A 21,283-nucleotide genomic window follows, 5' to 3' on the forward strand; every position below is an offset into this window, starting at 1 on the left:
ACAAATGAAAAAAACTTACAGAAGTTGGGGTGCAGCTTTGCTAGTGCTCACCATGTCTATTGGATTGGTCGCTTGTGGTGGAGATAAATCAGCTTCCTCCCAGGGCGGGACGGGAGACACAAAGATCAAATTGAAGGTATATGCGCAGCATTTTGACGCCGATACCACCAAGCCGTTCGATTATGCGGTGGAAGAACTCAAAAAGGACATGCCAAACGTTGAGATTGAACTGGATCCTGCCGTTCAGGACGGGTACCAGAAGCTGAAGACTTATGCAGCGACAGGAAACATGCCGGATATTTATTTCACGGATTGGCCAACTCTGCAAACTTTAGCAAAATCCAAAAATGTCGAGGTGCTGGACAACTATGAGACAACGGCTAAATTCAAGGAGAATCTTAATCCGGGTGTTGAATCTCGTTTAGTAGCTCCAGATAATCATGTGTACGCTTATCCGGATACAGGCATTGAATTCCAGCTTATCTATTACAACAAGTCGATTTTTGAGAAGGCGGGGATCGAAACGCCGATTAGGACGATTGATCAAATGGGCGAAGCAGCTAAAAAGTTGAAAGCTGCAGGTTATGTGCCCATGTCGATCTTTGCCAAGGAAAAGTGGATTACGACTGCTTTTTATAATGGGCTGGTCACAAGAGAGCAGCCACAAGGATTCGGAGCACTTGATCAGAAAGGTGTAAAAGCATTGCCAGAAGCGTTTGTAACGGCAGCACAGCAGATGAAGCAATTGCAGCAAGCCGGATTGTTCGACGCAAATGCCACGAACACCAATTATGATCAGGCATCGTCCCTGTTCTATCAGGGAAAGGCTGCCATGTTTGTGAACGGACAATGGGAAATTTACAGTTCACAGGAAAAGCTGGGCGACCAGGTCGACTGGATGTACTGGCCAGCAAAGGATGAAGCAACCTACGAGAAGTCCAAATATTTTATCGACGGTGCAGGTTCGCCACAGGGTTACGCAGTATCGTCGAGTAGCGAGAACAAGGAAACTGCCGTAAAGGTAGCAGCATTCCTTGCGACAAAGTCAGCCGAGTACAAATATACCCAACTCGGAAGTCCTATCGTTTCGCCGAAAGTGGATAAGCAAATCGCCTCCAATGTTCCAGCAATGATGCAGCGAGTCGCCAAAGAGTTGCTGCCAAACGCCAAGGAATATGCTCAGCTTCTGAGCAATACCAAAATTCAGAACACAATCAATGACAATACCCAGAATCTGATGGTGGACAACTTTTTGGTAGAGGGTTTTGTGAACAATCTGAACAGTACATTGGAGAAAGAAAACTGATAATCCAGGGACAAGCAACCTCTGGCGACATAAGTCGCTGGGGGGGAGCCGTCCCGAAAATAAGGGGTGGAAGCAACACATGAATAAATATTTGGGGAACAAACCGGCGCTGGCACTGTTTCTGCTCCCTGCTTTGATCCTGTACAGTGTGATCCTGATTTATCCTGTTCTGCAGACCGTTCTTCGTAGCTTTTATGAATGGGATGGCCTTAGTACGCCGATCTTTTCGGGATTGAGTAATTACCAGGAGCTCTTTTCCGATCCTTTACTTTCCACTTCGCTTAAGAACGGATTGATATTTGCAATTGTACTGGTGGTCTTTCAGATTGGACTGGGAACGCTATTGGCGCTGATTTGTGCAGACCCGCGTACACGCGGGCGGAAAATACTGAAAACGGCTTATTTTATTCCGGTTGTTCTGTCGGTAACTGTGGTGTGCCAGCTGTGGATCGCCATTTACGACCCGACCAACGGACTGATCAACCGGCTGTTCGATCTTTTGAATATCCCGTATCAGCAAAATTGGCTGAGCTCCCCGACAGCATCAATTATTGCCATCGCCTTCGTTAATGCCTGGCAGTTTATGGGGTATCAATTCGCGCTGCTATATGCAGGGGTTAAGTCAGTACCTGAGGACTATTTTGAAGCCGCCACGATTGACGGTTGCAGCAAATGGAGAGCGCATCTGCATGTTACACTTCCTCTGATGAGGGAAACGTACAAATTCTGCTTTATTATCGCGATTACCTCTGGGATAGGCGCCTTTGTGCAGATGCTGATTATGACTAACGGGGGACCTGGTACTACAAATTATACAATGACATTCATGATTTACCGCTATGCTTTTATGGAGAGCAACTATGGCTATGCGTGTGCTGTATCTGTGCTGCTTGTACTGATCTCGCTGCTGGCAACTTTAGTTATCAATAAGCTGTTCGATCGCGGACAAACCGCCTGATGAGGTGCGTATTGAAAAGGAGAACGAAATGAGTAAAACCGCTGTGAGCAAGTTCAGACAAGCTGTCCTGCAGATACCGCTGTGGTTGTATGTGATTGTTTCGATTTATCCGTTGTTCTGGATGGTTTCCTACTCGTTGAAGAACAATGATGAGATCTTTGTTACCAACCCATTCGGACTACCAACGCATTTTCGTTACGAAAATTACATCAATGCTTGGACGCAATTTAATATTCCTCGTTACTTTCTAAACAGTCTGGTCGTATCAACGATTTCGACTCTGTTCATCCTTTTATTGGCACTGATGTTTGCCTTTGCAGTGGCTCGCATGAGATGGAGGTTTCGTTCTGCTGTCCGAACTTATATGATCATAGGAATGTTTATGCCGCTACAGGTTATTATGATACCGCTGGCGATTCTGGTTCGCGATTTTCATCTTACGAATACGTATGGAGCTCTTATTCTTCCCTATATCGCAATTGGCCTTCCTTTCTCGTCAATGATTTTCTATGGGTTCCTGGCAGGAATTCCTAAGGAGATTGAAGAGGCGGCATGTATGGATGGAGCTAATATTTATAGACTGTTCCTGAAAATCATTATGCCGCTTGCAATGCCTGCAATTGCAACTGTAGCCATTTTTCAGTTCTTGAACAACTGGAATGAGTTCACTTTGGCCTATATTCTGATTTCTGATGAGAATATGAAGACCTTGCCGCTAGGCTTGCTTTTCTTCCAGGGCTCCTACAGCACGGATTGGGGGGCCATGGGAGCTGTTATGACTATCGCTTCCCTACCGATGGTACTAGTCTATCTGTTCTTGAGTGAACAAGTGGAGCGGGCAATGACGGTGGGTTCCGCTGTAAAAGGATAGAGAGGATAAAATGCCCGGGCTTGAGAATCAGAAAAAAGATTCTCTAGCCGGGCATTTTTGTTATGTACATACGCTAGTTTAATCTGACGATGGTTTGTGGCTAATCAGAAACCTTACAACAAAATAAAGGTTTTTGTAAGTTTCAACTGTTGTTCATTATGTAGAAGCTGTTATGCTGGTAAACAGCTAGGCAAGGAAAGAAGTGAGCAGATTTTGAAAGATCCAAAGCAAAGTTTCAATGAAACATTAAAAATTCCTAAAAGAACCATTATAACAGTCACCGTTATTGTTATTATAATTATATTGTTAATTACTCTGGTGCTCGGCACCATGCATATTATTCGGGATTCAATATACACCACCATGAAAACCTCCTAAATCTACAACCAAGGGGGTTAGATTGTTGTTATTGCTTGAACGATCAAATAAAGGCATTATATAGAGAAAATCAGTTGTTAAAAATTCAAGCACTAAGAAGGTAAAAAACACGATGCAAAAGATATTAATAGTAGAGGATGATCCTCAAATCAGTTCCTTGCTCCAATCCTATCTTGAGAAATATGGTTATCAAGGGATTAACGTTTCAAATTTTGATCAAGTTCTGGCTATCTTTCAAGAGGTAAAGCCTGATTTGGTACTACTTGATGTGAATCTACCTCGCTTTGATGGATTTTATTGGTGCAGGCAAATACGGACTCAGTCTACATGCCCCATCCTTTTTGTGTCTGCACGCGATGATAAAATGGATCAGGTCATTGCTTTGCAAAACGGAGCAGATGATTACATTACGAAACCATTTTATCCCGAAGTACTGTTAGCCAAAGTAGAAAGCAATCTGCGACGTGCCTATGGCTCTTATGCTGTTGCCCCAAAATCACGTTCCTTAAAAGTGGCAGATTTGACGCTATATCCCGATATTATGGAACTTGTATTCCATGACAAGCAGGTAGAAATTAGCCAGAAGGAAGCAGCACTGCTAGAGCTATTGATGACGTATCCTAAGCAGGTTGTGGGTAGAGTTCATCTCTTAGAGGCTTTATGGGATGATCACCAATATGTGGGCGAAAACACACTGAATGTTTATGTCACTCGGGTCCGCAAAAAGCTGAGTGAGCTGGGACTAGGGGATATCATAGAGACGGTTAGAGGGGCTGGCTATCGGCTTCACTTGACTGAGGAGGAAGAACGGTGAAGCTTTTTTGGCGTGACCATTTTTCGCTGGTGATTTTTAATATCATTCAACTTTTTCTTGTGTTAAGTATCTATTGGATGGATGGTTACCGTAACTGGTCGACGGCCCTGTATTCCGTCTTTTTTGGGGCCTCCATATTGCTGGTTTATTTGCTCTTCCGGTATGTCATGTACTCTGGTTTATATCGCATATTATCCACTGCAAACATTAGAGATTTAGATGAGCTTATTCAGATGAAGGTACTTAATCCGTTAGCCTCTTCTTTGCAACATTTGCTTTTACAATATTATCGATTGTATCAGTCCCGAATTCATCAGTTAGAGCATCAGCAGCGCGATCATATTACGTTTATCAATCAGTGGGTTCACCAGATGAAAACTCCTCTTTCTGTTATTCATTTAATCCTTAAAGGAAAAATAGATCCCGAATCGGATCAGATTCACGATGAGATTGATCGAATGGGAAAAGGACTGGACATGATTTTGTATATGTCACGATTGGAATCCTTTGAACCTGACTTTCATGTGGAGCCTGTTGTATTACGAAAACTGGTTAGTGATGTGATTTATGATAACAAAAGATTATTGATTCGCAACGAAATTTATCCTTCCAATGAAGTGGACGAGCAGTTGAGTGTGATTACCGATGCCAAGTGGCTAAGATTCATAATTAACCAATTGGTGACCAATGCGGTGAAATACTCTTCAGGTCATGCCCACAGTCTGAAACTAATGTCTGACGTAAGAGAGCATGTCATTGTGTTGGAAGTACAGGATGAGGGGATTGGTATCCCTAAAAAAGATGTAGAACGGGTATTTGAGGCTTATTATACAGGTGAAAATGGGCGGAAGTATCGTGAATCAACCGGGATGGGACTCTATTTGGTGTCTGAAATCTGCAAAAGACTGAATCATGATATTCAACTGAAATCGACAGTTGGTGAAGGGACAACGGTTCAAATCCTGTTTTCAATTCACAAATGAGAAACCTTACAACACATTTAAGGTTTTTGTAATGTTAATCGATCGCTTCACTTGTCTGGATGGATTATGATCATAACATAGAACAAGGAAAGGAATGAATTATGGAGATTGTACGAATGGATCAAGTCACCAAAATATATTATGGCAAGGTTCCCTACCGAGCCCTTAACAACATCCATTTAACGATCAAACAAGGTGAGTTTGTTGGTATTATGGGGCCGTCTGGTAGTGGGAAGACCACATTATTAAACATGATTTCGACCATTGATATGCCGACTTCTGGCGAGGTTTGCATTAAAGGTGAAAATCTAAATCAGCTCAAGAAGGATAAGCTGGCTTTATTTCGTCGCAAAGAGCTGGGACTTGTATTTCAGGACTTTAATTTGCTGGAAACCCTCACTTTGGGAGAGAACATACTGTTTCCTCTGATGCTGAATAAAAAAGGATTAAAGGAAATGGAGCTTAAACTGGAAGAGGTAGCGAAGAAACTGGATATTTTTGATGTTTTGGATAAACGGCCTTATGAGGTGTCAGGGGGACAAAAGCAACGGGCAGCCATTGGTAGGGCTATTATTCACTCTCCTTCACTCCTGCTCGCAGATGAACCCACTGGAAATCTCGATTCCAAGTCTTCACGTGTTGTGATGGAAATGCTGGGACTTATCCACCGTGTAGATTATTCCACAATCGTGCTGGTAACACACGGTGCAATGGAAGCCAGTTATTGTGATCGGGTAATTTTTATAAAAGATGGTGAGTTATATAATGAAATCCACCGTAGTCATAGTCAGCAAATATTTTTTCAGGAAATCATAGATATGCTCTCCTTTTTGGGGGGAAGTAGACATGCACATGAGCTTTCGTCTGTTAGCATGGAATAATCTCAAACGCAATGTACGTGCTTATGTACCTTATTATTTAAGCAGTTCATTGATGATTTCGATTTTTTTCGTATATGCGATATTTATTTTTCACCCGGATGTCTCAAATGCAATCACAGCAGCTAATGTAAAAAAAGGATTACAAGTTGCTGATCTGTTGATTTTTGTATTTTCCTTTTTTTTCGTATTATACACAAACCATATCTTTGTTGCTGCACGTAAGAAAGAATTGGGTATACTGACCATTTTAGGGACACATCACAGACAAATTTATTTTTTGGTGGCATATGAAAATCTAATTATAGGTTTTTTATCCTTGGTTACTGGGATTATCGGAGGATTTATTTCAGCGAAATTCTTTCTGCTTTTGGGCTCCAATGTCATAGGAATGTATTTAACGTTTTATTTTCCTTGGAAAGCACTGGCTTTCACAGGAATTGGCTTTATGTTTTTGTTTATATTGATCTCACTTGTGTCTGTTTTCTTCATACGCCATTTTAAATTACAGCAGCTTTTTAACAAGGTTCCACAGCTCAAAAAGGAATTAAAAGCTTCATGGAGTCTTTCCTTTCTTGCGATAGCGTTAATAGGAGCGGCTGTATATTTAATGAAGCTTGATTTTCCACCATACATTTATCTGGCACCGTATCGTTTAGGGACTCTTTCTTTTTATATATTGCACTATTCGGTTGGAGACACATTTAAATACACAATTGTAATGGGGTTTATTGGTACTTACTTATTTTATACTCAATTATGTGTACTATTCATTCAACTGCTTAGAGCTAACAGGAAATGGTCTTGGAGCGGAACACGTTTGTTATGGTTATCTGAGATCACATACAAAATTAGGAATAATGCTGGGTTATTTTCATTGATTACCTTAATTTCTATCATTTCCTGTGTAGGAGCAGCGTCAACTTTTGACTCCATGCAGCAGCAAAAAAGATTTCTAAGGGAGCAATCTTATTCATTTGCACTTTCTTCTGATGTAGTAAGTTCTAGAGAGCTTGAAAAAGAGATTGACCAAAATCTTTATACGGCTGGGGTAGATTATTCGAAAAGTGAAATACTGATCTTTCCCTTTCGTGAACAGTTCGCACCTGTGATGAAACAATCCAACTATGAAGCTCTTACTTCCAGGTTTAAGGAACTAAAACAGACAGCCGCACTTCGGGATCATCAAGGCTTTTTCATTTTTGATTCTAATGGAATGTCTTTAGAAGAACAGAAAACCTTTTTTGAAAAAAAGCTAACTTACAATCAAGGAAAATCTCAGATTATGAATATTCAGATTATGGATACTCAGAAGATAGACCACAGCATAAAGTTTGTTGAAAACATCATCTCTGAACTAGGAAGGTTACTTGTTGTTTCAGATCGAACTTACGACCATTTAGTTGAACAACGGTACTTCAATGTTCCATTAGCATACAAATCTGTTTATTATTTTGTGCCAAAATGGAAGAATGGTCAACTTTCATTAGAAACTTCTGAAACTCAACAGGAGATATGGTTGTATTCCGTGTTGGCCAACAAGGTGAACAAAGGGGTACTTAACTCTAGAGCAGTGGATTATTTGACATCGGAGATGGATCTGAATATTAGTGAATTTATTGGCGGATTTATCGCCATTATTATGTTGGCAAGCACTGTAAGTCTGTTGTATTTCAGATTGTATGTAGATCTTCAACGGGATGAGGAAATATACCGAGCTTTATCGAAAATCGGATTAAACTCAAGGGAAATGAGACGAGCTGCATCCAGACAAATTGCTTTCCTATTTCTTCTGCCATTAGTCGTATCATCCGTAGGAGTAGTGCTTTGTTTATTTATGTCAGAACCATCTGGAATAAATGTAGCACCCTTTCATCTTACGCTTATTCAGATTATGCTTTGCTTTTGGGCAATCCAATTCTTTTCCTTTCTTATTGTACGTTTCCTGTACCTTCGTCAATTGGATTTAAAGATGCTGTAAAGAGCGATAAGCCGTGTGTGAAAGAATAGCAGGAGGGCAGGATTATACCTCCCTTCTGGAATCTGCACGGATGATAGAAGATGCAGTTCTCAATTCACGACATCCTTGATGGGGAGTTGTGCAAAGAAATTGTAATGAAGAGGAAGAATTAAAATTCATATAACAACGTATTTATTATACTTGATGAAACTTAGAAAGAGGGGGGTTCTATGAAAAAACGTATGTTCATTTTATTGTTGTTGGCCTTATCGGCCAGTTCTTTTTCAGAGTCCTTTGTTCATGCAGAGCAGCAGCAGGTTTCCAATGCAAGTGTGAAAATAACACTGAGTCAAGCACAGCAATGGGCACGATCTAATAGCTTTAGCTTGAAGGAGGCTCAGCAAGCGATAGATCGTAACCGGATTAACCTAAAAAATGCAGGTAAGAATTTGGATTTCATCCCAGCAGGTGCAGGCAACGGTGAAGAGGATGCGGCTAGTAGTTCAGCTTGGAAAGGGTATGCCTCATCGACGGTTTCTTATCTGGAATCCAAGAAGCAAATCGAGCTTGCCCAAGATCAGACAGACTACATTACAATGAAAAACTATTATGATGTACTTCTGGCTGATAACAAAGTGAAGAGCAGTGAGGATGCACTTTCGCTCGCACTACTGGAAGAAAAAGCTGCTGAGGCGAAAGCCAACCGTGGGAAAATTTCTCCAGGTGATCAAAGTACGATTATTCAGACTCGTATAGAAGCACAAAAGAATGTGGAGATTGCAAAAGCAGCGCTGCGAAAAGCAATCGATTCACTAAATACACAAATGGGCCAACCTCAAGGTACGGTGTATGAACTGGTGGATCGACCTGTTTACCGGAAGATGGATAACACGAATTTAGATACGCTTGTGACGCGTGCCATCTCGGCGAGTCCTTCGGTATGGAGACAGGAGGAGGCAGTCAAGCTGGCAAAGATGGAAATTAAATATTACACGTGGAACTCGGGAACTGACGATTATGAAATTAAACAGATTGATGTAGACTCAGCGGAAGGCGGATTGGAAAATACCAAGGATCAATTAGCAGAAACACTGAAGAATATGTACTTTAACTTACAGCAGAGTTATGAACAATACGAACAAATGCAAAGTAATCTACAGAACGCCAATAAAGTATTAGATATATCTCGTAAAAAAAAGGAACGAGGATTTGCTACAGGTACGGAGGTAGCCACGAATCAGTTAAAAGTGAAGCAAATTGAACGGAATAAGGATGAACTAATTGTTCAAATAACGCTGCTGCAACATGCTTTAAACAAACCGTGGAGCGTATAGGGTTTAGAAAAAATACATTTTAAGGGGATATAACATTGTCGGAAACAGAAAAGAAAGATGCATTGCAAGTGTTAAGAAGGAAAAAAAGATTGAAAGGGATTATAGGTATTCTTGTCTTGATCATTATAGCGGGAATTGGAAGTTTTGTTTATATGAAAAAGGGGCAGGAAAAGCCCGTGGAGAGTCCTGCGAACCAGATTGTACAGGTACAGAAAACAAACATGACGGATTCGCTTAAAGTGACTGGGACCGTTCAGGCTTCCAAGGAAGTAAATATTAATTTTACAAATGTCGAGGGTGCCAAGCTCATCGCTGTCAATATCAAAGCAGGAGATAGTGTCAAAGCAGGTCAGGTTCTAGCACGATTAGATGATTCGGATGCCAGGCTGCAAATTAAGGATGCCGAATCCAATGTCGCGATTGCAAGGGCCAAGCTGGAGGAAGCCAAGCGCGGACCCAAAACCAATGATATCGAGCTCCAGAAAACCAATGTCTTAAAGGCACAAATGGCGATTAAAACAGCCAAGAACGATATGGAGTTAGAGGAAGCCGCTGCACAAAAGGTGGCAGTCAAGGTGACTTTGGATAAGGCCCAGAAGGATTATGATGACCAGGCTTATCTGGTTCAGAATGATGCGGCAGCAGAAAGTGACCTGGCGACAGCCAAGCAAAATCTGGATAAGGCAAAACTGGATATGAGCAATGCGGAGCTGCAGTACAAGAAGGCACAGACCAAACAGACTGAGGCAATTGAGGAGGCAGAAATGGGCTTTAAAACAGCTTTAATACAATTAAAGGCTGCACAGTCCCCGCCTGAAGCTTCCAACATCCAATCTGCACAGGCTTCTTTACAGCAGGCTGAAACGGCATTAGAGCAGAAGAAAAGTGTCCTGAGCAAATTACAGGTTACGGCACCGTGGGACGGGATCATTTTGAAGGTCAACGGCGATGTGGGTACTAGTCCTACTGCACCTTTTATTGTAATGAATAACTCCAATACAGGCGTTATGAAGGTTCTTGCCAAGGTTAACGAAAGTGATATTGCTAAATTGAAGACCGGACTTCAGGCTACAATGCACTCGAATTCATTCCCGGACAAACAATTTAAAGGCGAAGTACGCTTCGTTTCTCCAGAGCCGGTGACGGAATCGAATGTGACTACATACAAAATTGAATTGTCTTTGGATAGCCAAAAAATAAGGCTGCAACCGGGGATGAACATGGATGTATCACTCCTCTTGGCTGAACGTAAAGACGCGCTGTCCGTTCCATTGTTTGCATTGAGATCCGAAGGTGGAGTGGACGGAGTATATGTAGCGAAGAACCCAGCAAACCCTGCAGATTATGAATTCAGACCTGTGAAGCTGGGTGTTTATACAGCGGATCAGGCCGAAATCAAGTCCGGTGTTAAGGAAGGCGAGACCATTATTATTCCGCCTCAGGACGGTGCTGGTTCGAATGGCAGTCAAGAGGGCCAGGACCCTGATGGGGGTCAGGCACAATGAACGAAGTCCAATTAAATAAAAACGTTATTGAAATTAAAGCATTAAAAAAAATATATGAGGTAGGCGGACAGGAGATTCAGGCTCTACGTGGTGTGAATTTATCTATTAGCGAAGGTGAGTTTGTTGCCATAATGGGTCCCTCTGGTTCGGGTAAGTCCACCATGATGAATGTCATTGGTTGCCTCGATCATCCTGATACCGGGAAGTATTATCTGGATGGGTATTCCATATTGGATGCTCGTGAGAACGAGCTTTCCGAGATTCGAAATCAGAAACTGGGTTTTGTGTTTCAAAAATTCTATCTACTTTCCCGAACTACAGCATTAGCAAATGTAGAGCTACCTATGATGTATGCAGGTATACCTGCCAAGGAACGCCGGGAACGAGCCGTGGAGGCGCTTCGAAGTGTAGGCCTTGCAGAACGGATGTACAACAAACCTAACGAGCTTTCTGGCGGTCAGCAGCAACGTGTCTCTATTGCGCGTGCGTTGGTGAATAATCCTGTTATTCTGCTGGCGGATGAGCCAACGGGGGCACTGGATACGAAGACGAGCGTCGAGATTATGGAGCTATTTCAGGGTTTGAATGAGCAGGGGAAAACCATCGTCTTGGTTACTCATGAGCTGGAAATCGCTGAATATGCCAAGCGGTTGATCAGCTTTCGGGATGGAGATATTGAGCGTGATGAAAGCATTACCAATAGAAGAATTTCATCAAGGATGGCGAGCCTATGAATTTGATGGAAACGATCCGTGTATCAATTAATAGTTTAACGACCAATAAGCTGCGCTCCTTTTTAACGATTCTCGGTATTATTATCGGGGTGGCAGCGGTTATTGCCATTATGGCGATCGGAAACGGCTCTACAGCCCGCATAAAAGCAGAAATTAATAAATTAGGGAATAACGTATTGATGGTTGCTCCAGCTATGACAATGGTCGATGGTGAAATAGATTTGGACAACACGCCCTCGTTTACTTGGGCTGATGTCGAGGCGTTGGAACAAAAGAATTCTATAGATGCATTGATGCCAAATATATCGAGCAATTCAAAAGCTGCGTGGGGGCGATATAACTATAACGCTACTATTGTAGGGACTTCCACTTCATTCTATAAGGTCAAAAAGTTTTCCTTTGCTGAGGGCAGAACATTTACCAACGATGAGATGGATAAACGCATGAATGTCGCCATTCTTGAAAGCCAAGCGGTTCAACGTCTTTTTGGTGGAGATACCCAAAATGTATTGGGACGAACGTTTCAAATTAAACAGATTCCTTTCAAGGTGATCGGAGTATTGAATACTCAGCCAGTTACGAACTTAAGCTATAGTACTAATGAACAAATTTACATCCCTGCTACAACCATGATGAACCGTCTGGGTGAGAAAAACATTACGGGATTGGACGTGTCTGCCAAGTCACCAGCTTTGATGGATCAGGCTCGTCTAGACATATTGGAAAGCTTGCGTGTGACGCATCAGCTAAAACCCTCGGAACCGGATCAATTTCAAATTATGAGTCAGTCAGAGGCAGCAGGTGCAGCTTCCGGTGTAGATAATATCATGACCAGCTTACTGGGTGGTGTAGCCGCGATATCGCTCGTGGTAGGGGGAATCGGAATTATGAATATTATGATGGTTTCGGTTATAGAGCGTACAAGAGAAATCGGTATTCGGAAAGCCATTGGTGCCAAGCCGAGAGATATTATGATTCAATTTCTATCTGAAGCGGTCATCTTTGGTCTGTTAGGAGGTACAATCGGGGTTGTAACAGGCATAGGAGCGTCCAAAATAATCGAAGCAACGACACATATGACCATTGAATTTACGATCTCGCCTATTATATATTCGTTTCTTAGCTCTGCGGGCACAGGCATCCTATTTGGAGTATACCCGGCTTATAAAGCAGCAAGTTTAAAGCCTATAGATGCATTGAGATACGAATAATTTCAATTGGCACATGGTCGCAAAATGAAACGTAAACAGCTTCTAGATTTTTGGAGGAACATATACTAATGGAAAAAAGCTATACGCATAATAGAACCAGAGCTCATCGGATGAAGAGAAATAGAAGAAGACTACTGTTTATTATTATCATTTGTATTGTTCTAATTATTTTAAAACTCTTTGATATCTTTAGTAGTAAACAACAGCCGGTATTAAATAACGAATCCAAAGGGAGCGAATCACCTCTAAAAAATGTTTCGGGTGTTGAAGATGCAGCATTTGTTGAAAAATACTTGAATCAGCAAATGCAAGGACATCGGCCTGAGGGGATAGACGGTAAAAAAGTAGTCTATTTATCTTTTGATGATGGCCCATCGGTCGCCGTAACGCCTAGAATATTGGATGTTCTTAAAGAAGAAAATGTGAAAGCAACGTTTTTTGTGGTAGGAAAGGCAGTAGAAGAAAATGAAGTGGCTAAAAAAATAACAAAAAGAGTAGTTAAAGAAGGACATGCTATCGGAAATCATACCTACTCACATGACTACAGTTATTTATATCCTAATCAAACTGTGAATTCGAGCATTTTTATGAAGGATATTGAAAAAACAAATCAAGTTTTAAAGCAAATATTGGGGCAGAATTTCTCCACAAGAGTAATTCGTTTTCCAGGTGGCCATATGACATGGCAGAGAAATGATCCCAATGGTATGGAAGTGCTGGACAAAGCTCTACATGATAAGGATTACCATCAGATTGACTGGAATGTGTTACCTAAAGATGCAGAAGGTGCACCTAAGAATGCTGAACAATTAATTCGCGAATTCATAAGGAACATGGGGACTAGAGAAAAAGCAGTTGTACTCATGCATGACACTTATGGGAAAGAAGAAACTGCCAAAGCCTTGCCTGAAATCATAACATATTTAAAAAAGCAGGGATATGAATTTAAGACTATAAAGTGACTTACCGATTCCAATCAAAACAGAAGGGACAAGCAGTAATATGGATATTAAAGATGTGGAGGATCAATATTTATCTTGCAAATCAGATCTCTTTGGCTATCTATTAAGGATATTGCATAACAAACAGGATGCCGAAGATTTGTTGCATGAGTGCTTTATTCGGTTTATAAGAGCTTCACCTGACTTGCCTCAAGATCGTATTCGGTTTTACCTTTTGAGAATTGCCAAAAATTTAGCTATAGATTTAATCAGAAAACGAAAAAAGATGGATGAATACAACTTACGCAAGGAACTGCTTTATTATCACTGGGATATCCTCGATTTTGAAATTCAGGAGGAGGTCAATCGAATTCTTTTGATGGCAAGTAATACCGAGCAAAGGACGGTACTTGAATTGCGTTTAGTCCGAGGATACTCCATAAAAGAAACGGCTAGAATCTTAAACAAGAGTGAAAATTCAGTAAAGTCTTCGCTGCACAGAGCTTCAAAACGCATTAAATTAAGATATATTTCCTGAACTGATTTGGACGACAGCAGACAATCTTTTATTCAGCAAATCGAAAGTACTAAATCTAAGAAAAAGAATAATTTCCGAAAGAGGAGTAGACATAGAGTCTGCTCCTCTTTCGTTCGATACAGAGATAAAGCAATAAGATCGATATTTTCCACCATAATAGATAATAAATATCCCCTTTTTTTGGATTGTTTCTATTTATAATGAAAACGCACCCATAACAATCAAAGGAGCTGATTTGTTTTGACACGTAACAAACGCTTAAGAAGATTGTCCACCGCCATGTTAACGGTGCCTATGCTCACGATGTTCGCTTCAGGTGCAATGGCAGAGCAGGAAATGAACGGACATAAGCCTCCGGTTTCTACTGGAAGCGGCGTATTTTATGAAATTTATATCAATTCTTTTTATGATTCGAATGGAGACGGACACGGTGATTTGAAAGGAATCACACAAAAACTTGATTACTTAAACGATGGCAAACCCCATTCGGGTAAGGATTTGCAGGTCAGCGGCCTCTGGCTTATGCCCCTTAATCCATCTCCAAGCTACCATAAATATGATGTAACTGATTACTATCAGGTGGACCCGCAGTATGGGAGTCTAAATGATTTCCGCACCTTGATGAAAGAAGCGGACCGAAAGGGCGTCAAGGTGATCATGGACCTTGTTATCAATCATTCGAGCAGCGAGCACCCATGGTTTAAGGAGGCCAGTGCCAACCCACAAAGCAAATACCACGACTATTACGTATGGGCGGATGAGAACACAGATCTGGAAGAAAAGGGCTCGTGGGGTCAGCAGGTATGGCATAAGAACCCGAATGGCGAAGGGTATTTCTACAGTACATTCTGGTCGGGCATGCCGGATCTGAACTTTGACAATCCCGAAGTCCGCAAAGAAATGATCAAAGTCGGCAAGTATTGGCTGCAGCAGGGTGCAGACGGGTTCCGGCTTGACGCGGCGATGCATATTTTTAGAGGACAGACGAAGGATGGTGCGGATAAGAACATCGCATGGTGGAATGAATTCCGTTCCGAGATGGAGAAGGTAAATCCAAATGTATATCTGGCAGGAGAGGTATGGGACAAACCGGAGACCATAGCTCCTTATTACGGACCGCTCCATTCCCTGTTTAATTTTGACCTGGGTGGAAAGATTTTGAACTCCGTGAAAAACGGCCGAGATCAGGGTATCGCGGCATTCGCCGAGAAAACGCTGCAACTGTACAAATCGTATAATAAGGCGGCACTCGATGCTCCGTTCCTGAGCAACCATGACCAGACCCGTGTCATGAGCGAAGTGGGCGGAGATGTGCGAAAAGCCAAGCTGGCTGCTTCCATTCTTTTGACGCTTCCGGGTCAGCCGTTCCTCTATTATGGGGAAGAAATCGGTATGAAGGGAGAGAAACCTGATGAGTATCTTCGTGAGCCTATGCGCTGGTACAAGGGAGATGGCCCTGGTCAAACGACGTGGGAGAAACCCAAATACAACACAGGCGAGGTATCAGTGGAAGCGCAGCTGAGGGACGATGATTCCCTGCTGGAAAGCTATCGCACACTCATCCGTCTGAGGGAAGAACATGAAGCTTTACGCAGCGACAGTCTGCAACCTATACAAGCAGGTTCTGCCAGCGTGACCGCATTTAAACGTACTTCAGGCAAAGAAACACTATATGTATATCATAACCTGTCTGGAGAGCCGGTTACCCTGCAGATGAAAGATTTCGATAAGGGTAAATGGAAAGTGGTCTTCTCCACCTCAAAGAATGTAAAGGTGAAGAAAGGAACAGTTACAATTCCGGCTTACAGTTCTCTAATTACCGAAGAAGACAGAAAGAGCTGAATATACGGCAAAATTACTGTTCAGATGAAGCAGGATATATATCGATGAATCCAGTTTGGGGTGTTAACAGCACCCCATTTTTCTATATAAGTTTTGCTGCATACGAATAGAGGATTTAAAACCGTCAGGAGATCAGTTATATGTCAAAAAGACAGTTTTTACGACGATTGTGTGTTGAACCGGGAAAATTACTCGTTTCAACTAGACCACTTCGATGTAAAGCACGCCCCTTAGAGTACACACAGGGAAGGATAAATACATTCTCCAGTGTATATTCCAAGGGGCATTATTTAATACCCTCAATCATAGTAAAGATTGGACGATTCCATATGATTATAAAGGGGGTATGTCTTCCGGTACATTTCGGCTCTTGCTCTTAGCAAGCAACTGCTCATCAAACGGCAGATTCTCTCTGATCGCCCACAGGTCGTCATAGCTGAGAATCCAGCGATCGGCTCTAGACAGATCCTGCCGGCCGGAGCCGGGGTTGTGGAAGCCGATGCAGTGCATTCCTGCACTTTTGGCTGCCTGGACCCCGTTCTGTGAATCTTCAATAACGATGCAATGGGTCGGTGCAATGCCTAGCTGTTCGGCGGCGTATAAGAAGATGTCCGGTGCTGGCTTACCCTGCAATACCTCTTCACCGGTGATTCGAATGTCGAAGTAACGGCCAAGTCCTGTCTTTTCCATAATGAGATCAATTAGCGCCCGTGGAGAGGAAGAGGCTACCGCGACCGGAATCCCCTTCTCTTGCAGCCAGTCTAGCCACCGTTCCAGTCCGTCGATCGCCACAAGGCCCTCGTGTGCAATCATCGTCTGCATCACATTTTTTCGGTGATAGGACAGGGCCTCTTCTACCGTATTGGTGAGCTGATGTCTGTCCAGTACCTGACGCCACATAGATTCGAGTGTCACTCCAACATAGGTATGGTGCTCTTCTTCCGTCATGGACGCACCGAAATGGGTAAAGGAATTACGCTCGATCTCAAAATAAATCGGTTCGCTGTCTACTAGGACCCCGTCCATGTCGAAGATGACTGCCTTGACCGGAACGGACGCTGATGGGCCTCCCAAGCATTCATTATTTGGCTGCGCATCATGATGAATGGTTGTCATGTCCATTCTCCTCCTTGTTCGTATCTGGATTAGTTACCGGAGCCGTTCGATTGCAGCACAACCTTGATTGCCTGTGAAGAAGGCTGAAGGGTCCGCTCGTTGATATTGCATCCGAGGGTCAGAAAAGCCTCACGGTAGTCTTCCAGCGGATAGGAGTGGGTAATGATTTTTTTGGCGGGAACGATCTGCTGCTCAATCAGGTAATGAGCCGTGGAGAACGTTCCTAGGGAATCAATCGAGCCGATGATTTTGAGGCTACGGTCAACTACCTCTTTCGGATTGAACGTGCTTGTCCCATCTCTCAGCCCCACCAGCATCAGATATCCGCCGCTTGTAAGCTGGGACAGTACCTGTGTACCGACCACGCCTGTGGTATCCACAATCATGTCTACCTGATTTTTTAACGGTGCCAGCTCATGAATGGCTGATTCCAGTGTGGCGTGCACGGACCACCGATCAGGGGCCACGGAATCCGCTATGGCGAGCCGTTCCTCCGAGATGTCAACGAGGCAGCCTGTGACACCTTTGGAAGCAAGAGCATAACTGTACAGAATTCCAATTGGGCCTGCACCAAGAATGATGGTTGTGAAGTTCGGCAGCAGGTGAATCTGGTTGATTCCGGTCAGCATACAGCTCAGCGGTTCGGTCAGTGTTGCTTCTTCGTAGCTGATATGATCCTTCAGCTTGTACAGAAAACGATCCTCCGTCACATAATAATCGGTGAACGTCCCGTCGGCGCTGACTCCGGTCTCGGTTACGGATTTATGTGTGCAATGATTCTGTCTTCCTGTCCGGCACATATCACATTGACCACAGTAGTACGTTGGATCAATCACGACCCGGTCCCCGGGCTGCATTGAACTGACGGCTGATCCTACAGCGATTACTTCCCCCGCTGATTCGTGGCCCAGGATAGTGGACGACACGGCATGATATTTGCCACTGATGATGCCTAAATCCGTACCGCATACGCCTGTCGCCCGGATCCGGACGAGTACATCGTTATCTTTTTTAATCTCCGGGACAGGTCTTTCCTCAAGTGCGACATCCCAAGCTGATTTGTATACCAGTGCAAGCATAAATAGTCCTCCTTTTGCCTGTTAGGCAGATGGTTAGTGTAGGGTGGTCAGAACAGTGTCAAGCCGCTTAACAATTTCTACAATCTCGTCTTCTGTAGCCGTGAGGGAAGGTCTCACTTTGACCACATTGCCATAACCGTAGCGGGAGCCTCTGAGAATTAGCTGCTGTTCGGCAAAAGCGCGGTCGATAATCGCATTGCTCTTAACTGCATCTGGGGCATCATCCTCGTTGACAATTTCCAGTCCCCACATCAATCCGACGCCGCGAGCCTCACCGATGATGCAATCGTGCTTGTTGGCCATCTCTGTCAGCAGGGTTCCGAGCAGGCTTCCTTTGGACCGAACGGCTTCCAGAAAACCGGGCTCAGATACAACCTCCAGCGTGGCTTTGGCTGCCGTAACCGAGATTAGATTGCTGCCTGAGGTGAAGGAGTGCTCGTGCTTCTCCAAGACATTAAGACGAGACTGCATTAATACCGCTGCTACCGGTACACCAATGCCGCCGAGACCCTTGGCGAGAGTAATGATATCTGGCTGGATATCCAACAACTCACTTGCGAACATGTAGCCTGTCCGCCCAATCCCGGTCTGCACCTCATCAGCGATCAGGATCAGCCCATACTCGTTGCACAGCTGACGGAGACGCTTAAAATATCCTGCAGGTGGGATGATATTGCCTCCGTTGCCCAAGATGGGTTCAATAATCATGCAGGCCACAGAGCCTGAGCTTGCATACTCAATGGCATCCGATATGGCTTCGACGCATTGATAACCACACTTGTCAGGCGAAGAATTAAACGGGCAGCGATAGCAGTAGGGAGCAGGTACATGCAGGGAATTTGCTGCAGCCGAGTTGGGAAATTTCCTCCGCCGGAAGGCGTTGCCGGATATGCCTGTTGCGAACTGGGTCTGCCCATGATGGGATAAATACAGGCTGATTATATCGAGCGCTCCTGTATATTTCTGGGCTAGCTTCACAGCGCATTCGTTCGCCGTGGAGCCGGTAATATCTCTCATCCATCCCGCGTCGATGCCGTTCGGCGTATACTGGATCAGATGATCCAGGACTTCCTCGACGTAAGGCTCGGTAAAGGATGAGGACATGTGGGCAAGATTGGCGACTTGTTCCTGTACCTTGGTGACGACATGAGGGTGATTATAACCGAGCGATAGATTGAAGGTGCCAGACACGCCATCCAAATATTCCTTACCGGAATCGTCAATCAGAGTAATGCCTTTTCCGTATCTGAAGCGTTCTTTGGTTAAGGTATGCACGATGTTTCCCTCCATATCAGAATATACATTCTCATTAAGTACATTCTTTAAAAATTGTACTGCCCTGCTACAACATAACGCGGCGGGCCTCACCTCCCTCAAGAATAAAGAATCTCATCCTTCCTTGCCCTGATGGACAAGGGAGTCAACTACCCGTCTGCTCCTGCCATTCCACAGATGCGAGAGAATGACTGCCAGCAGTAAAATTAGGCTGAAAGCCGCCAAAATCCAAAGGGTAGTCGTCACCGACCATTCGCTCATGCTCCAGCCTGTTACATATTGAAGAACTGCTCCGCCAATTCCGCCTGACGCAATCAGAATGCTGGTCGTTCTCTCGGTCATTCCCGGAATCAGCAGGTTCGCATAGACGAGGGCAATACAGAAGAGACCGGACATGAATAACCCTGCACCAAAAATCAGAAGGTATGTAGCCCACTGACTGGATACAAACGCCATTGCAACCAGAAAGCAGAAAGTTCCGATTCCGCTCCACAGCAGGAAAGGAATATATCCTGCTGACTCAGCAATCTTCCCTGAGAACATGCGGCCGATGATCATCGCAATCCAGAGTATGCTAACACCCAACGAGGCTACGGATTCCCGAATCTGCAGGGTCTCGATCAGAATAGAGGGCAGGAAGTTCATGAGCCCCAGTTCAAGCCCCATGTAAACAAAGAAGAATACAATGAATATTCCCAGTAACACACGGTGCTGTACCGAGTACCGGGCTTGTTCGACCGATCGCTCAGAGGTTTGGAGATCTGCTTGGATAAGGTGGGAAGAGGAGGAAGCAGGCATGGTAATCCAGAACAGTCCCAGAATAAACGTCAGAAGGGAGATGGTGTAGAAGGTCAGATACCACATTCCAAGCCAGATATACAGGCTTACCACTGCGGGAATGAGCAGTGCACCAAGTGCAAAATAGACATCCAGCTTGGACATGGCTACGGCTTTCTGCTCTTCGGTGAACTCAATCGTGAACGCTCCGATGGACGACTCAATGATGCCTGAGCCGAAGCCAACCCAGATGGTCATCACGATAACCCAGGTCCATGAGGGGAGTACACCCAAGAAGGCATACCCTGCCACGATACTAACCAGAGCAATGGACAGCATAGACTTGCGACCGATGTGTAGAGCCATGAAGGGGGAGAACAGAACGCCGACAAGAAATCCGAAAAACTGAAGGAACAACAATAATCCGCCATCGCTGTACCCCCGTCCATAGTAAGGCAGTAGAACCGGCAGTAATGCTCCAAGCACCACACTAGTAATGCCGATTAGCAGATAGAAAGCACAACTTAAAGCGAATAGTCTCTTCAAGGTCCGTCCCTCCATAAGTCTATATTTTTTATATGGATTCTGTTGCTTTACTAGATTATACCTTTTTATTGGAAATGTATATATCTCTTTATATAAAAAATGTAAAAATAATCGTTCGACAATTTTACACGTATTTGCTTAATCTAGTTAAGGCGAAACTTGGTTATCTGAAGAAACTGCAAGCGGAAGGGAGAAATAAGATCAGCCCAAATTGTTTTCGGGCGCCAAACCGCTCAT

Annotated in this window: 18 protein-coding genes; 14 read left to right on the forward strand and 4 right to left on the reverse strand. The window is 43.7% G+C overall.

Annotated features, from left to right (window positions below; translation table 11 throughout):
- Positions 1 to 4: 4 nt before the first annotated feature.
- The 14 genes from NSQ58_RS25860 to NSQ58_RS25925 all read left to right on the forward strand — a co-directional run bounded on the left by NSQ58_RS25860 (position 5) and on the right by NSQ58_RS25925 (position 16,253).
- Positions 5 to 1,306 (forward strand): ABC transporter substrate-binding protein, encoded by a 1,302-nt coding sequence (locus tag NSQ58_RS25860; RefSeq protein ID WP_023988568.1) that lies wholly within the window; start codon positions 5 to 7, stop codon positions 1,304 to 1,306.
- 79 nt (positions 1,307 to 1,385) lie between these two features.
- A complete protein-coding gene (locus tag NSQ58_RS25865; RefSeq protein ID WP_316243682.1) occupies positions 1,386 to 2,264 on the forward strand; it encodes a carbohydrate ABC transporter permease in 879 nt (292 codons plus the stop codon).
- A 28-nt stretch (positions 2,265 to 2,292) separates the two neighbouring features.
- A complete protein-coding gene (locus NSQ58_RS25870) occupies positions 2,293 to 3,135 on the forward strand; it encodes a carbohydrate ABC transporter permease (RefSeq protein ID WP_025723644.1) in 843 nt (280 codons plus the stop codon).
- Positions 3,136 to 3,625: 490 nt separating this feature from the next.
- Positions 3,626 to 4,327 (forward strand): response regulator transcription factor, encoded by a 702-nt coding sequence (locus tag NSQ58_RS25875; RefSeq protein WP_076160469.1) that lies wholly within the window; start codon positions 3,626 to 3,628, stop codon positions 4,325 to 4,327.
- A complete protein-coding gene (locus NSQ58_RS25880; RefSeq protein WP_023988572.1) occupies positions 4,324 to 5,310 on the forward strand; it encodes a sensor histidine kinase in 987 nt (328 codons plus the stop codon). Before NSQ58_RS25875 ends, NSQ58_RS25880 begins: the two co-directional genes overlap by 4 nt.
- Positions 5,311 to 5,411: 101 nt before the next feature.
- On the forward strand, positions 5,412 to 6,191 hold the full coding sequence (locus NSQ58_RS25885; RefSeq protein WP_023988573.1) for an ABC transporter ATP-binding protein: 780 nt from the start codon (positions 5,412 to 5,414) through the stop codon (positions 6,189 to 6,191).
- Entirely contained in the window at positions 6,157 to 8,169 is a 2,013-nt protein-coding gene (locus NSQ58_RS25890) for an ABC transporter permease (RefSeq protein WP_341058480.1), read from the forward strand. Before NSQ58_RS25885 ends, NSQ58_RS25890 begins: the two co-directional genes overlap by 35 nt.
- A 209-nt stretch (positions 8,170 to 8,378) precedes the next feature.
- Positions 8,379 to 9,482, forward strand: a complete 1,104-nt coding sequence (locus NSQ58_RS25895; protein WP_341058481.1) for a TolC family protein — start codon at positions 8,379 to 8,381, stop codon at positions 9,480 to 9,482.
- A 35-nt stretch (positions 9,483 to 9,517) separates the two neighbouring features.
- A complete protein-coding gene (locus NSQ58_RS25900; protein ID WP_339202137.1) occupies positions 9,518 to 10,987 on the forward strand; it encodes an efflux RND transporter periplasmic adaptor subunit in 1,470 nt (489 codons plus the stop codon).
- Positions 10,984 to 11,721 (forward strand): ABC transporter ATP-binding protein, encoded by a 738-nt coding sequence (locus NSQ58_RS25905; protein WP_025723380.1) that lies wholly within the window; start codon positions 10,984 to 10,986, stop codon positions 11,719 to 11,721. The genes NSQ58_RS25900 and NSQ58_RS25905 overlap by 4 nt, the downstream gene beginning before the upstream one ends.
- Positions 11,718 to 12,932, forward strand: a complete 1,215-nt coding sequence (locus tag NSQ58_RS25910; protein WP_028541307.1) for an ABC transporter permease — start codon at positions 11,718 to 11,720, stop codon at positions 12,930 to 12,932. Before NSQ58_RS25905 ends, NSQ58_RS25910 begins: the two co-directional genes overlap by 4 nt.
- Before the next feature lie 68 nt (positions 12,933 to 13,000).
- Positions 13,001 to 13,894 (forward strand): polysaccharide deacetylase family protein, encoded by an 894-nt coding sequence (locus tag NSQ58_RS25915; protein WP_341058482.1) that lies wholly within the window; start codon positions 13,001 to 13,003, stop codon positions 13,892 to 13,894.
- A gap of 40 nt (positions 13,895 to 13,934) precedes the next feature.
- Positions 13,935 to 14,411 (forward strand): RNA polymerase sigma factor, encoded by a 477-nt coding sequence (locus NSQ58_RS25920; RefSeq protein ID WP_023988580.1) that lies wholly within the window; start codon positions 13,935 to 13,937, stop codon positions 14,409 to 14,411.
- Between the two features lie 240 nt (positions 14,412 to 14,651).
- Positions 14,652 to 16,253 carry an alpha-amylase family glycosyl hydrolase gene (locus NSQ58_RS25925; RefSeq protein ID WP_053325426.1) on the forward strand — a complete coding sequence of 534 codons (1,602 nt, stop codon included), beginning with the start codon at positions 14,652 to 14,654 and terminating at the stop codon, positions 16,251 to 16,253.
- A 333-nt stretch (positions 16,254 to 16,586) separates the two neighbouring features.
- On the opposite strand, the gene NSQ58_RS25930 is transcribed toward NSQ58_RS25925, so the two are convergent.
- From NSQ58_RS25930 to NSQ58_RS25945, 4 genes are all read right to left on the reverse strand, one after another.
- Complete coding sequence (locus NSQ58_RS25930; protein WP_341058484.1) at positions 16,587 to 17,369, reverse strand: HAD family hydrolase; 783 nt, start codon at positions 17,367 to 17,369, stop codon at positions 16,587 to 16,589.
- Positions 17,370 to 17,398: 29 nt separating this feature from the next.
- Positions 17,399 to 18,448, reverse strand: a complete 1,050-nt coding sequence (locus NSQ58_RS25935; protein ID WP_071558755.1) for a zinc-dependent alcohol dehydrogenase — start codon at positions 18,446 to 18,448, stop codon at positions 17,399 to 17,401.
- Between the two features lie 33 nt (positions 18,449 to 18,481).
- A complete protein-coding gene (locus NSQ58_RS25940; RefSeq protein ID WP_341058486.1) occupies positions 18,482 to 19,723 on the reverse strand; it encodes an aspartate aminotransferase family protein in 1,242 nt (413 codons plus the stop codon).
- Positions 19,724 to 19,837: 114 nt separating this feature from the next.
- Positions 19,838 to 21,046, reverse strand: a complete 1,209-nt coding sequence (locus NSQ58_RS25945; RefSeq protein WP_028541303.1) for an MFS transporter — start codon at positions 21,044 to 21,046, stop codon at positions 19,838 to 19,840.
- Between the last annotated feature and the right edge of the window lie 237 nt (positions 21,047 to 21,283).

Source organism: Paenibacillus sp. FSL M7-0134, assembly GCF_038007865.1.
In the GTDB taxonomy this organism is placed as follows: Bacteria; Bacillota; Bacilli; order Paenibacillales; family Paenibacillaceae; genus Paenibacillus; species Paenibacillus polymyxa_B.